The 13,009-nt window shown below is 38.0% G+C and carries 15 protein-coding genes; 2 read left to right on the top strand and 13 right to left on the bottom strand.

The window, feature by feature from the left end; translation table 11 throughout:
* Window positions 1-390: 390 nt before the first annotated feature.
* Entirely contained in the window at window positions 391-1,800 is a 1,410-nt protein-coding gene (locus ACIROD_RS10950; protein WP_402940654.1) for a LysM peptidoglycan-binding domain-containing protein, read from the top strand.
* A 24-nt stretch (window positions 1,801-1,824) separates the two neighbouring features.
* On the opposite strand, the gene ACIROD_RS10945 is transcribed toward ACIROD_RS10950, so the two are convergent.
* From ACIROD_RS10945 to ACIROD_RS10910, 8 genes are all read right to left on the bottom strand, one after another.
* Window positions 1,825-2,721 (bottom strand): DMT family transporter, encoded by an 897-nt coding sequence (locus ACIROD_RS10945; RefSeq protein WP_402940651.1) that lies wholly within the window; start codon window positions 2,719-2,721, stop codon window positions 1,825-1,827.
* A gap of 267 nt (window positions 2,722-2,988) precedes the next feature.
* Window positions 2,989-3,192 carry a zinc ribbon domain-containing protein gene (locus ACIROD_RS10940; protein WP_137020214.1) on the bottom strand — a complete coding sequence of 68 codons (204 nt, stop codon included), beginning with the start codon at window positions 3,190-3,192 and terminating at the stop codon, window positions 2,989-2,991.
* Window positions 3,193-3,593: 401 nt separating this feature from the next.
* Window positions 3,594-4,136: a hypothetical protein gene (locus ACIROD_RS10935; RefSeq protein ID WP_402940648.1), complete on the bottom strand. Its 543-nt coding sequence runs from the start codon at window positions 4,134-4,136 to the stop codon at window positions 3,594-3,596.
* A 388-nt stretch (window positions 4,137-4,524) separates the two neighbouring features.
* Complete coding sequence (locus tag ACIROD_RS10930; RefSeq protein ID WP_402940645.1) at window positions 4,525-5,478, bottom strand: ABC transporter permease; 954 nt, start codon at window positions 5,476-5,478, stop codon at window positions 4,525-4,527.
* A complete protein-coding gene (locus ACIROD_RS10925) occupies window positions 5,478-6,410 on the bottom strand; it encodes an ABC transporter ATP-binding protein (protein ID WP_101225767.1) in 933 nt (310 codons plus the stop codon). Before ACIROD_RS10925 ends, ACIROD_RS10930 begins: the two co-directional genes overlap by 1 nt.
* 338 nt (window positions 6,411-6,748) lie before the next feature.
* Window positions 6,749-6,982 carry a hypothetical protein gene (locus ACIROD_RS10920; protein WP_402940642.1) on the bottom strand — a complete coding sequence of 78 codons (234 nt, stop codon included), beginning with the start codon at window positions 6,980-6,982 and terminating at the stop codon, window positions 6,749-6,751.
* 49 nt (window positions 6,983-7,031) lie between these two features.
* A complete protein-coding gene (locus ACIROD_RS10915) occupies window positions 7,032-7,526 on the bottom strand; it encodes a GNAT family N-acetyltransferase (protein WP_402940639.1) in 495 nt (164 codons plus the stop codon).
* A 113-nt stretch (window positions 7,527-7,639) separates the two neighbouring features.
* Window positions 7,640-8,290, bottom strand: a complete 651-nt coding sequence (locus ACIROD_RS10910; protein WP_402942872.1) for an HAD family hydrolase — start codon at window positions 8,288-8,290, stop codon at window positions 7,640-7,642.
* 293 nt (window positions 8,291-8,583) lie between these two features.
* Here ACIROD_RS10910 and ACIROD_RS10905 point away from each other — a divergent pair, with 293 nt between their 5' ends.
* Window positions 8,584-9,381, top strand: a complete 798-nt coding sequence (locus ACIROD_RS10905) for a peptidoglycan-binding protein (RefSeq protein ID WP_402940636.1) — start codon at window positions 8,584-8,586, stop codon at window positions 9,379-9,381.
* 92 nt (window positions 9,382-9,473) lie between these two features.
* On the opposite strand, the gene ACIROD_RS10900 is transcribed toward ACIROD_RS10905, so the two are convergent.
* The 5 genes from ACIROD_RS10900 to ACIROD_RS10880 all read right to left on the bottom strand — a co-directional run bounded on the left by ACIROD_RS10900 (window position 9,474) and on the right by ACIROD_RS10880 (window position 12,896).
* Window positions 9,474-10,007: a GNAT family N-acetyltransferase gene (locus tag ACIROD_RS10900; RefSeq protein WP_260356733.1), complete on the bottom strand. Its 534-nt coding sequence runs from the start codon at window positions 10,005-10,007 to the stop codon at window positions 9,474-9,476.
* Between the two features lie 11 nt (window positions 10,008-10,018).
* The gene (locus ACIROD_RS10895) at window positions 10,019-11,023 is read right to left on the bottom strand and encodes a phosphotransferase enzyme family protein (protein WP_402940633.1); all 1,005 of its coding nucleotides are present in this window, start codon (window positions 11,021-11,023) and stop codon (window positions 10,019-10,021) included.
* Window positions 11,024-11,229: 206 nt separating this feature from the next.
* Window positions 11,230-11,421, bottom strand: a complete 192-nt coding sequence (locus ACIROD_RS10890) for a hypothetical protein (RefSeq protein WP_402940630.1) — start codon at window positions 11,419-11,421, stop codon at window positions 11,230-11,232.
* A 49-nt stretch (window positions 11,422-11,470) separates the two neighbouring features.
* The gene (locus ACIROD_RS10885) at window positions 11,471-11,734 is read right to left on the bottom strand and encodes a hypothetical protein (protein WP_101225759.1); all 264 of its coding nucleotides are present in this window, start codon (window positions 11,732-11,734) and stop codon (window positions 11,471-11,473) included.
* A gap of 727 nt (window positions 11,735-12,461) precedes the next feature.
* Entirely contained in the window at window positions 12,462-12,896 is a 435-nt protein-coding gene (locus ACIROD_RS10880) for a GNAT family N-acetyltransferase (protein WP_402940626.1), read from the bottom strand.
* Window positions 12,897-13,009: the final 113 nt, after the last annotated feature.

Genomic DNA, 13,009 nt, shown 5'->3' with positions numbered 1-13,009 from the left:
CGGAATAATTCGACCTACAGCGAAATTATTCGACCTACTCATGAATTAATTCGACCTACAGCGAAATAATTCGACCTACACATGAATTAATTCGACCTACAGCGAAATTATTCGACCTACACATGAATTAATTCGACCTACAGCGAATAATTCGACCTACACATGAATTAATTCAACCCACACGAGGTTAGAAATGCCTTTCCACAATGTACCTCTATTTTTAAAGCTATTCTCCATAGTAAACTAGTAAAGTTAAATTTTACAAAGGGGAATAAAAAAATTGTGAAAAAATTCTTTGGATATTTTATTATGTTAATCCTTCTTTGTATGTGTCTCTTTCCAACCAGTGGTCATTCATCAAGTAAAACCCAATACATAGGTTCTGTTAAAGTGGACAATACAAAAGTTTTTAGTTCTCCTAAATTAGGTTCTACTCTATTAAAGACTTTAAAAAAGGGCGAGGCGTTTCCCGTCATTTCTTCTTCAGTAGGGGATTCCGCTGGGCCCATCATTCATAAAGTAAAGACTGGAAACACACTATGGAAAATAGCAAATCAATATGGTGTTACAGTAAGTGCGCTACAAAAAGAAAATAAATTAACATCTTCCGAAATAACTGTCGGCCAAAACCTGAAGATTCCCCAGAAATATAAGATTCATAAGGTTGTATCAGGAGATACATTGTGGAAGATTTCTACTAAATACAAGGTAACAACAAGTGAATTGACGAAATTAAATAACTTAGGTTCGGTTACCCTTAAAGTGGGCCAAAAATTGAAGGTTCCGGATTATTACTACCAGGTCCAATTGCTTGGCGGAAAAAAGGGATGGATAAAGAAATCCCAACTTCAAAAAAAGGCGCAAAACCGTATCGTCATGGGCTGGAAGCATAATGGATCGAAAGAAAACTATACCCAGCAACTTAAACAACCCAATTTGAATGTAGTTTCTCCCCGTTCTTATACACTGACGGATACCGGTAATTACGTTTCGGTTTCTGTAGATACAAAATACATCCAAGCTGCACATAAACAAGGAAAACAAGTTTGGCAGCTAATCGGGAATAAATTTGACCCTGTTTTAACTGGTTCAGTACTAGGCAATACAAAAAAACGCCAGAAAATAGTTTCAACTTTACGGGATTCACTTGTTAAAACGAAAAGTGATGGAATAAATGTAGATTTCGAAAACATCGACCCAAAAAATAAGAAGGACTTTGTACTTTTCATAGGCGAACTAAAAAAGGCACTAAAACCGCATGGAATTAAAGTGTCTGTGGATGTCACCCGAGAAAATGACGACCCTTATTGGTCAAAAAGTCTAGATAGGAAAGCACTTGGCAAAATAGCGGACTATATAATCATAATGGGTTATGACGAGCATTGGGGAGGGAGCCCAGTAGCCGGGTCCGTTTCCTCGTTACCTTGGATCAAAGAAGGAACCAAGCTTTTAATGAAAGAAGTACCTGCTCATAAGATCATATTGGCTGTACCATTTTATACGAGAGAATGGGTAACCGATTTGTCGACCAAAAAAGTGATAAGTCATGACCGTACCATGGCTGAGGTCAACAAAATCATTTCATCTCAAAAACTTAAAAAGGTATGGGATAAAAAGACTCAACAAAATTACGTGGTGTATACTTCCAAAGGGAAAAAGCATCAAATTTGGATAGAGGATAAAAAATCGATCAAGCTCCGGATTGACCTGGTAAAACAAAATCATCTAGGCGGTGCAGCTGCTTGGTACATTGGATCAGAAACCCCTGACATTTGGGATGTCTATCATTTTAATCAATAGGTAAATTCATAAAGGAAAAAGGCCTCACATTGTGTGCGGCCTTTTCTGCATGACATCATTTTCAGTCGGTCTAGTCGTTTTAAGTGAATAGACCACCCCAATAAATATCAAGGAAATACCCAGAATTTGAATACCGTCCGGTTTAAATCCTGAAAGCAGAATATCCAAAAGGATGGCAACTGCCGGATCGACAAAAATCATGAAAGATACTACATTTGTAGGCAAATGGCGAATACTATTAAAAAACAGCAAATACACGACGCCTGTATGGATGATGCCGGTAAGAACCGTATAAAACCATTCGGAAGAATTTAAAGTTGTATATACGGAATAATCGACAAAAGGAATCAGTAATAGAAATCCAATGAACATTTGCAGAAATGTGGTCGCATATACACTGGTCTTTGTAATGCTCTTTCCTAAAAGCATGGTTGCCGCATAGAAAAATGCAGCAATGATTCCATACATGATGCCCTCCCATTCAGGAGATGATGATCGAAATCCATCTGTTCCCATAATGAGTAATGTGCCGATGAAGCAAAGGGAAATGGCTAAGATGGAGAATAAATTCATTTTCTCCCTAAAGATGAAGCTCCCTATAATGAGTACAATGATCGGCGCTAAATGATAAAGCGAAATGGCGATTGTCACTGATATCAGCTCAAAAGATTTAAAGAGGAATATCCAGTTTAACAAGTTCGCCACCGCGCAGAAAATGATGAGCATTACCTCCCTGCCATTCCATATTTCGTTCTTGAAATGTCCGGTAATCATCCAGGCTGCACATAAGAATACGGCAGCACAAATACAGCGAACAAAAACCAATTCCAATGCAGGAAGTCCTGATAGTTCCGAAAAGAAACCGACAGAACCGAAGATTGTCATGGCTAGAGACAGTTGAAGAAGTGCTATTTTATTCATTTAATTCCCCTCATGAAATTTCCATTTTTTACATTAATACTATCATTTCTCGGGCATGCCGTCACGAGTAATGATATTCGCCCACATTTGATCCGGAATACTTAATTTACACCTGCTATCTCGCGGCAAGATTGTCATGATCTCGTCTTCCCTGCCTTCCTTTATTTTGGCGGCCTAGTCCGGTTCCATCAGTAATTCTCTTCCTAAAATGAATAAAAAACAAGAATCCCCTTTTCATGAAAAAGGGGATTCTTGTTTTGCCAATGATCATCCCAAGAATAGATCCAGCAGATTACTGCCTGCAGATGATTGCTTATTATAAAACTCCGAATAACCGCACTGCTTGCAATACACAACCGTAAATTGATTATTCTGGACATCGAACATTTTTGACAAGCCTGTTCCTGTCATGGCTACATCCTTCTTAGCCGCATCATTGCTTCCGCATTTCATACAACCCTTTTCGCTCATGATCCTTCATCTCCCAATTTATTAAAATGATAAATGCCGATAAATACCGGTGCTCCTAAGCACCGTACATACTTAGATATACGGATAAAGTAATAAATGGTTTCGGAGATCATGAAAAAAATGGAAATTTTTTCTGTTTCCCCTTAGAATTTATAGTAGGAAAAGCATGATACACACTTATTGCAAAATAATAGAGTAAAACCATATGCAGAGCATCATTTATAGGAACCGGGGTATCATCAAGTTTGAAAATGGTAAATGCTGCATATACCCCAACAAATATGATTGGAAAAATGATGTAATGATAGATGAAATTTTTTATGAACATATTATTTATCGCATCGCTTTCTTATTCACTTAAACAGCCAAGACCCTTAATCGGGGACGCTGGTGAAAAAACATTACATGACATCTGCATCATCCAATCGTATTTCTGCGACCCTTCCACCTGGTACACACCAGAATTCTAAGGTAATATTTCGTTTATGGTCAATGTATCCGATAATATCCGCTCCCTGTTCATAACTTTTATAATAATGATCCCCGTACTTCGAAAGGACGTCCGCTTTCTTACTTCCTAATTTAATACCTTTGCTTGTTTGAAGGGAGTTTTCAAATTGGGCGTCGTCCGTACTTGAAATGATCAACCGCATGATTTTCCCTTTATCCTCGTCTGTATTGATAGAGGCCGTTTTCAACCCGCCCTTCCAATAATAATAATCATAAGCATTATTATTATCTTGATCGATGGGTTCACCATATTCCCTAATGAATTCTGGACTCGATATGTTATCCAACACTTTAAATCCCCCGATGGATTCATCAGACAAATCTGTTGATTTTGTCAATTTTTCAGAGAATGCCGAGTACACATAGAGCCCTAATGCTGTTCCAATAATTATAAATACAATGACTAACTTTCGTTTATAATGCATTTTCCCCATCTTTAAATCTGCTCCATCTCTATCAGATTATTTCCGCGAAGCCCGCAATTAACTAGTGTATTGTTCATATGTACATGGAGCTACTGACTAGCAAGCAGGTAGGAACTGATCCACATTATGAACCCTCCGCCTATCCCGATCACTACGCCAGCAACTGTCCATTGTGAAATCATCATGCCTATTAGAAATAAAGAAAATCCTATAAGTCCAATTCATAGAACCTTGTTTTTATTCATTTTTCACCCCTACACCCAACTGAATATCCTCATATTATCTTATACGGATAATTTTGGATAAAGGTTTCACTTTATGCCAGATTCTAAGTAGCAACATTCCTTTTGCATAAGAAAAACCGAAATCAGCCACTGATTTCGGTTTTTCGCTCTATTTAATTAGTGATATCTTTTTTCTGGAAGAAGAAGAAAGTTAGCGCTAAAAAGATAAGATAATAGATGCCGAGTACACCCATCGAGAATCCAAGTGTAGCTCCATCGAACATTTCTATGGTTCCGGAAATATAGCCCCTTAAATCAAGGTGGGGGAATAAGACGAATTTTAACCACTCGTATTTTCCGATGAATGATTGAATGACCATATTTAATGTCGAAGATGCAAATAGGATGAAAATGGATATCCCTACTGCAAGTGCTTGGTTTTTAAATAATGTGCTTAACATGAAAGCGATGGTCGTGATGACTAGGAATCCTGGTATCCAGTAAACGATCATGTCTACGAAATATTCGCCGACTACCACCGGACTGAATTCGAAAGATGCAGGATCCATGATTTTATCTGAATACGAACCATTGCCAAAGAATATGATTCCGATTAGATAACTGAATATAAGAAGGCTCGCAAGTAGTAACGCTGCAAATAACAGGGAAGTAATATATTTGGAAAATAGGATCTTCCAACGTTTATAAGGCCTGATCAACAGTTGTTTAATGGTGCCATCGGAAAATTCCGAAGAAACGAGCGAGCTGCAAACTATAACGACGAATAAAGTGACAAATGATGTTAGTGATGTAGTCCATTCAGCCATATAGGTCCAATTCGTGTTTAAGTCAGGGTTTATATTATCAGCCAACAGTTGCTTGTTGTAATTAATGTCTTCCATGATGGCGGCTTTTTCATCTTCACTGATTTCCTTAGCTTCCAAAGCCTTTTCCTGTTCTTGGATATCTGCGTTTAACTCTTGCTTCCAATCTTTATTCGTTTCGTCAGGACTTAGTTTATAATCGATGACCGCAGCCCCTAATGCTGCCAATAATAGAAAAGCGATGAATATATAAGTTGATACTTTTGAGAAGATTTTCATCCATTCATTTTTTACTAAGGACATCATACAGACTCCCTCATTTCCTGCTCAGTGATTTCGAAGAATTTATCTTCCAGCGATTTTCTGGTTATGCCAATTTCAAAGACATCCAGTTCATTTACATTAAAACTCCGGTTTATATTGGCCGTTTGTTCTCGGGTGGCCGATACGGAGATTGTCTTCGCACCATTTTTTAGAATCGTAATATCCGCAAACTGTTCTTGAAGGATTTTTTTAGCTAGCTTCCCATCACTGACAGTGAATGAAACTTCATTGATCGTTTCGGTTTTTTCATCAACAATATGTTCTTTCGTATGGATCAGTTTTCCCTTTTCGATAACGGCAAAACTATCACACATCAATTGCATTTCCGATAGTAAATGTGATGAAATCAATATCCCGACGCCTTCACTTGCCAGTACTTTCAAATAATCACGAAACTCGCGGATCCCTTGCGGATCCAAGCCATTCGTCGGTTCATCAAAAATCAATAACGATGGTTTATGTAAAATGGCCTGTGCCACTCCAAGGCGCTGGCGCATTCCCAATGAATAGGTTTTAACCTTCTTATCGATGGCATGATCCAGTTTGACAAGCTTAATGACCTCTTCTATTCTCTCAGTGGATATGTCATTGGATGACATTCGGGCATAATGCAGGATATTCTTTCTGCCTGTCATGTACTTATAGAACTCCGGGTTTTCAACAATGGCCCCCAATTGATTCATCGCACCTTCAAAATCATTATCCAGGTCACTGCCATTGATCATGACAGTACCGCCCGTACGATTGATGAGACCTGTGATCATACGGATGATCGTGGTCTTACCCGCTCCATTCGGACCAAGCAAACCGAATATTTCATTGCTTTTTATTTCAAAGCTAACATTGTCTACGATGGTTGCTTTTCCAATTTTTTTAGTTAAGGATTGAACCTTAAGAACCGATTCAGACATATAATACCTTCCTTTTTTTATAAATTTCCAAAATCACACAAATTCAACATTACCATATTATGCATATTATTACTATACTGATATTCTTCCATTTGGATATAAATACCCCTTGAATCAGCTGCAATCAATAGATTTGAATTTTATGGTTTCCCGTTCTTGACCTTATTGTGAAATAACATCAAGCCTTCCGTCTGCGTCAACTTCCCGCCCCAATTATCCTAAACACTGCCATCACTTTTTTTCCTCGAAATAGCAACAACTCCTATATATCGTTACCATTTAATACGATTCCGCAAGAATAAAGTTTCAGGATTATTTAATCTAATAAGGAAAATTTTTCATAACTTAATCAATATATAGGTAAATCCGATAGAAATGGACAGACCCAATGCAAAAAGAAGGATTTTTCTAATACTGGAAGGTAAAAGCTTATATATCATCATTAAAACTACATCGATGAAATTCGTTGGTATGCCGATCTCTTTAATCTCTTTCTTTTTGCCAAAAATGGCGAACCACATTACAAATAGACCGCATAAAATAAAAATGATCGAAAAAATCTTATATCCCATTGTCTGTCACCCGTTTCCTCATAGGCTAAACGATATTGTTATTATTATCTTAACTTTCAAGTTTCAAAATGAATTCTTCAACCTCTTTGCCTCTTGCATGGGAATAACCTTTGTCTTCATCAAATCTTTCAAATCCGCATTTCTCCAGCACCCTGATGGAACCAAGATTATCCTTGGCTGCGCGGGCATAAAGAGGGCGGACTTTTATTTTCGGCAAAAAATGGAGCAGTGCCCCTGTAGCGATCCCTTCCCCCCAATATTGCTTCCCGATCCAATAACTCACTTCCGGGTTACCAAACTGTTCAAACTTGAGAATACTGCCCGCAACACATCCGTTGTGGATTATGGTCATTTTTTGAATATCCCGGTTCGATAAGATGTTCTTCCAGTGTGTCAAAAAAACCGCCTTGTCTGATGGATCTTTAGATGTGAAGGCAGCCATATAGTTTGCGGCAGGATCCAATTGCTGCTCGAAAAAGATTGGAAGATCGCTCTCATTGACCTCCCGCAGCCGGACTCCTTCGTCATTGATATGCAATCCCATAAACTCACCCTCCCCACCAAAATATAACTTTCATTAAAACCAGAAAAACCGAAGACTCTGCCATCTTCGGCTCGGTTTCATCCCTTTATCATACTATACTTTCCTTCGAACGCTTATTGCTCAATATGTTTTATGACGTCAGACAAGCTCTTATCCATCATGGAACGGAGGCGTAAATGATGATTTTCAAAAGCTAAAGCTTCCGTCACGGGATTAGGAACGATCACACATTTTAAACCTGCAGTCAGGGCCGCTTGAAGCCCATTTAACGAATCTTCAAATGCTACGGCTTCTGTCGGCTGAATGGCCAGAACATCAATTGCCTTTACATACAAATCAGGCGCTGGTTTTACTTTCTCGACTTCATCCCCTGTGATAATAACTTCAAAATAGTGTAACAGTCCGAGTTCCGCCAAATGATGAGTGACCCACTCTTTTGTCGAGCTTGAAGCGAGGGCGATTTTATATCCATTTCTTTTTGCTTCTTCTAAATAATCCTTCACACCTTCACGTGCCTGTGATGTTTTCATCTTTACTTCATGGAGGCTTTTTGCTCTGGATTCAATTTCTTCAATATTACACCTTGCCCCCAGCTGATCTTTAAAGTACTGATTAAGCTCAGTATTATCCGTTCCGATACATGTAACAAAATGTTCGAGGGGCAAATCAGATTCATAAAAAGCCATCGTTTCTTTATAAGCCTCATACCAAGCCGTTTCCGTGTCTAAAATTAAACCATCAAAGTCGAAAATAACTGCCTTAATCAAATGATTTCCTCCTTTAACCTTAAAATAGAACTTCTATTAACTTAAACGTACATGAATGAATGCCCCTGTTCAACCAAACGGTTCCGGTCCGTTTCCATATGAAGGTGATTTTTCCCATAATTAGTTAATCACTAAGGATATGGTAACCCGATGTCCGCCTCATTTCTTTTTTATATGTTACATGTTTTAACAATTACTTAGTGCCTTCGCGGTGTTTTTCCTTTACTGCGCCTAAAAGAGTGATAGTTTAACGAATGGTTTAATTGCAGGAAACAACGAGGAGGATAAACATGAAGAAAATTTTATTAACGATCCTAACGACTTCTGTATTCATTCTAGGAGTTTGCATGCCAACAAAAGGCGAAGCCGCTGCTTTGGATCGCACACTTTCATTTGGGATGAGTAATAGTGATGTAAAACAATTACAAGAATTATTACTGACAAAAGGGGTTTTTCCCTATCATGAAGCAACAGGTTACTACGGACCGATTACAAAGGAATCCGTAAAGAAGTTCCAGGAAAAATCAGGGCTGAAAGTCGATGGAATAGCAGGAACACAAACGAATCAGAAAATACAGGTACTGAAAAGCGGGGATATGGGAAGGCCTGTAGCTGAACTGCAAAGGCTATTGAAAGCCTGGGATGTTTACTCATCAACGGTCGATGGCATTTATGGTTCAGGTACAAAGCAAGCCGTTATCAACTTTCAAAAGCAAAAGGGCTTATCCGCTGACGGTATAGCCGGTGCACGGACCATCAGTAAATTAGAAGAAAGAGCCAGTTCGGCAAGCTCAGCCGTTAAAGAACTGACGGTTACAAGTACAGCATATACAGCAAGTTGCGAGGGATGCTCAGGCACTACAAGAATGGGTGTCGATTTAGAAAAATATGATGATGCCAAACTGATAGCAGTCGATCCGAACGTGATTCCGCTAGGCTCCATCGTTGAAGTCGAAGGCTACGGACAAGCTATCGCTGCAGACACGGGCGGTGCGATCAAAGGAAACAGAATCGATGTCTTCATCGCGAAGGAAGCGGATGCTTTAACGTGGGGAAGAAAGCAAGTGAAGGTAAGAGTAATTAAATAATGCATGACATAAATATCGTTTTACTATAAAAATAGATACATAACCAAACCGGAAGAGCATGTAATGAATCCATTCATGCTCTTTCGGTCTGATCAAACCATTTTGTACATGATAATATCATCAACGTATTCACTTTCGCTCATCTTGAATTCTTTTATTTTACGGCCTTCTTCAACAAACCCCAGCCTTTTATACAATGATATTGCCCGATGATTTGTGGAAAAAACTCCTAAACTCACCTTCTCAATCAACGGATTGGCTTCTGCCCAATCCAATAACGCTTCAATAAGCTCCTTTCCCAATCCCATCCCTCTGAAATTTTTTCTGATCATCACCCCAAATGAACCCTTGTGGGACATTCTCTTCCTATTCTCCGATTGAAAGGCTATCCATCCAACCACTTTATCATTTATTTCGGCCACGATGATGGTTTCCCGTTCATTTTCCAATAACCTTCGTATCCAATCTCGTTGCTGTTCATATGTTTTATTGAACTCCTCCGATACGGCAATAAAATACTCGCCTTCGGAAATAACGGAATTTTGCACATCCAAAACCGCTTCCGCATCTTCCAATACACCAGTCCGAATTCTATATGCAAGCCCATTATTTTTTATATCTGACATTCCAATCCCCCTTAATGAACCATGTTCGGATCGAAGTGAACAATAGGACGGCTTTCGATGATTCTTTGTTCGATTTTTTGAACGGTTTTGTATAATGGACTATCCGCATTCTTCAAATCGTATTTTTTATGGAAAAAATTATATAACGTTAAATCCCTTAGCTTTAAAAATAGAGGAATCGTTTCATATTCTATAGGCGCAAGAATATTTTCCGTCTCATAGCCTTTTATGAATTCCCTCATGAACTTGGCAGCATATTCATCGAGCCCTTTTGTCCCTTCACGTTCCAAGCTCCACATCAGATAGTACAGAGGTATGGCCAAATCACTGGCAAACCAATGATAAGAACAGTCATCAAAGTCAAAAACATGAATCTTCCCCTCATGAAAATGGAAATTGCCGTTATGTATATCAGAATGAATCAATCCAAAATTATCTTGATGAACCGGAAGGGCATTTAACTTCTTCGTGACTAATTCTTGTTGGCGCATCAATTGCTCCGGTACATCGGATTGAAAGAGCTGAGCATTCAATAATTCTTCTTCATGCCAATCCAGCCTTTTATATTCCGCTTTTGGCTTATAACTTTTAGTTTGTTTGTGCATTTGGCCAATGGTTCTTCCCCATTCAAAAAATAAAGGTTCATTGAAATTTTCATCGGTGACTTTCATTCTTACACCAGGAGCTTTTTCAAACAGGCAACAATAAAATTCTGAACCATCCGAGCCCTTTACAATTTCAACTAAGTTATTATCTTCCGAAAAGAGAACCTTAGGAATTTCACTACCATTATTCTGTAAATGCTCAATCCACTTTAACTCAGCAAGCACTTGAGCTTTTGTACGATGTGATTGATGTGTCATTCTTAAAATGTATGGCGTTCCATCCCTGTAAACCTCAAATACGTAGTTCTCTGCATCTCCAAGTTTAACCGGATTCCCCGCATTCACTTGAAAAAAATCTCCAGCCAATTTCACCAATTCATTAGAAAAAATCCGTTCTACAGCAGCTTCCATGATCTTCACTCCCATAATGATATTGCTAACTTATTATTAAAAACGATTTATACTATGCTTTATACGATACCAAGATGCCTTTTCCCTTTATTTGTATATTATTGTTTTTTATAAATCTAAAAGATAAAGCTTTTGAATAATAAGTTATTAGCAGCTCCTTCTTCCTATTTTCAAAAAAAAAACGCCCTATAGGGCGCGTACAAAAATCAAGTTTCCTTTTCTTCTTCATTCGCTATTTTATTGAACTTCAAAATCGTTTCTTCAATTACTGGATTATTGAATTCCTCTTGGATGGCTGATTGTACAAACTTATCTTCACCATTCATTTCATCCCAAGCATTAACTCTGTAATCTGGATCCCGACAACTTGATTTACCGTTTTCCTCATTATTTGACAACTATCTTCACCTCTTAAATATAGTGGAATTCGAACCATTCATAAGCCTTTTAATAATCTTCCTTGATTGAAATGGGTGAACCCGTTGATGTATGTTGATTAACCCAGTCGAGCGACACTTTTGAAACGGCATCCCACTCGGGTATTTGGGCTTTATGTTGTTCCACCCAGCTCATGCAATACTGCGGATCTATATTGCCTTCTTCGGATTTTGCCAAGAATGACTGAATTGTGGTTTCCGTACAATTTTCCCAAGAACCACAGGTATCCTGCCAAATATGTTCCATTTTCATTTGTATATTTTCGTTAGCCATTTGGTTTCCTCCTTAATTAAATGTTACATTTTGATATCTTAATTAAGTATGTCCAAGGCTAAATAAATCATTACAAAAATTTGGGTTTTTCAGCGAAAGAATGAATTTACAGTCGTAAAGATGATGAATAAACTGATTCCGATGAACAAAATCCGCCAGAACCAATAACTGCTTATGAAAGGAAAATCATTGTCTTCTTCAATCTCCTTTACACCCTTATACAGCCAATTGTATTGAAACAAACTAGCATTTCCAACACTTCATCGAACTCCTCACTTTTCATCCTGACGTAAACATCAAAATAAGGACTTTTGTTCAAACTCTGCAGCAGAAGGATATTCTCGTTAGTAAGATGAGTAGTTCAATATATTTTTTCAAAGGAATTGGATTCGTTATTATACTTGCAATAAAAGTGCCAATTTCTATAAGTTGTTAAATTTCGTGGGTATTGGAGCATTTGCGGTGAGTTTGGGGCTTATTCTTGTGAGTTTCAGCGATTTACTCTTGAATTTCGAACTTTTACTTGTGAATCGTCGGGAGTTTTGGCAATTTACTCGTGAATTTCATGTGTTTACTCGTGAATTTATCTTTAATTGATCTCTTCTTACTAAAAATGTTTATAATCCAATACACATAGTGGACAACGTGTCTTACATTCACTCCATTTACTCCATAAAATGGCACAAAAAAAGCTGAATACTCAGCTCTTTTACGTCGCTATTCTTACTCACAGCGTTTTTCTAAATGAGTAGCACCATTTATCATAATCTAATTTCTCTTCATAGAAACGGTGGGCTTCGTTTCGTTGGATCCCAGATTCCAATGCCACATATGCAGCTCCGTTTTCTTTTGCCCAGTTATGTATATAACTTAATAACTTCTCTCCATATCCAAATGAGCGGTGTGCAGAATCTGTTACAAGGTCATAAATAAACACGTGACGTTTATTATAAAAGTTCACTCTCCAGCTTAAACCAGCCAAGGATACAACCTGGTTATCTTTATATAAAGCAAACAAACAGTATCCGTCCTTCCTCATTTCTTCAAGTAACTCCAGATATGTTTTTTGAGTTAAGTCAGTACGCAACTGTTTCATGATTGGAAAGGATTCTAACCATTGTTCTTTTTTGGTCAATTCTTGTATTGTTCCTGTCGAATTCATATTTCACCCCTGAAATTTTTATTTAAATGTAATTCAACTTTGAACACCGTAAGTCCTTCTTCACTATATTTTTGTAATCGTTTGCAGATGGAATCGGTGGGAATGTCGATGTT

The sequence above is a fragment of the Peribacillus sp. NPDC101481 genome (assembly GCF_044767165.1).
GTDB lineage: Bacteria > Bacillota > Bacilli > Bacillales > DSM-1321 > Peribacillus.
Note: the sequence above shows the minus strand (reverse complement) of the source record. Positions and strands in the feature narration are given on the sequence as shown.

Coding starts and splice junctions, on each gene's coding strand:
- ACIROD_RS10930 (WP_402940645.1), bottom strand. CDS start 5,478: ATGTCCTTAGTAAAAAATGAATGGATGAAAATCTTCTCAAAAGTATCA.
- ACIROD_RS10945 (WP_402940651.1), bottom strand. CDS start 2,721: ATGAATAAAATAGCACTTCTTCAACTGTCTCTAGCCATGACAATCTTC.
- ACIROD_RS10880 (WP_402940626.1), bottom strand. CDS start 12,896: ATGAATTCGACAGGAACAATACAAGAATTGACCAAAAAAGAACAATGG.
- ACIROD_RS10935 (WP_402940648.1), bottom strand. CDS start 4,136: ATGGGGAAAATGCATTATAAACGAAAGTTAGTCATTGTATTTATAATT.
- ACIROD_RS10940 (WP_137020214.1), bottom strand. CDS start 3,192: ATGAGCGAAAAGGGTTGTATGAAATGCGGAAGCAATGATGCGGCTAAG.
- ACIROD_RS10915 (WP_402940639.1), bottom strand. CDS start 7,526: ATGGGATTGCATATCAATGACGAAGGAGTCCGGCTGCGGGAGGTCAAT.
- ACIROD_RS10900 (WP_260356733.1), bottom strand. CDS start 10,007: ATGTCAGATATAAAAAATAATGGGCTTGCATATAGAATTCGGACTGGT.
- ACIROD_RS10905 (WP_402940636.1), top strand. CDS start 8,584: ATGAAGAAAATTTTATTAACGATCCTAACGACTTCTGTATTCATTCTA.
- ACIROD_RS10920 (WP_402940642.1), bottom strand. CDS start 6,982: ATGGGATATAAGATTTTTTCGATCATTTTTATTTTATGCGGTCTATTT.
- ACIROD_RS10925 (WP_101225767.1), bottom strand. CDS start 6,410: ATGTCTGAATCGGTTCTTAAGGTTCAATCCTTAACTAAAAAAATTGGA.
- ACIROD_RS10895 (WP_402940633.1), bottom strand. CDS start 11,023: ATGGAAGCTGCTGTAGAACGGATTTTTTCTAATGAATTGGTGAAATTG.
- ACIROD_RS10885 (WP_101225759.1), bottom strand. CDS start 11,734: ATGGCTAACGAAAATATACAAATGAAAATGGAACATATTTGGCAGGAT.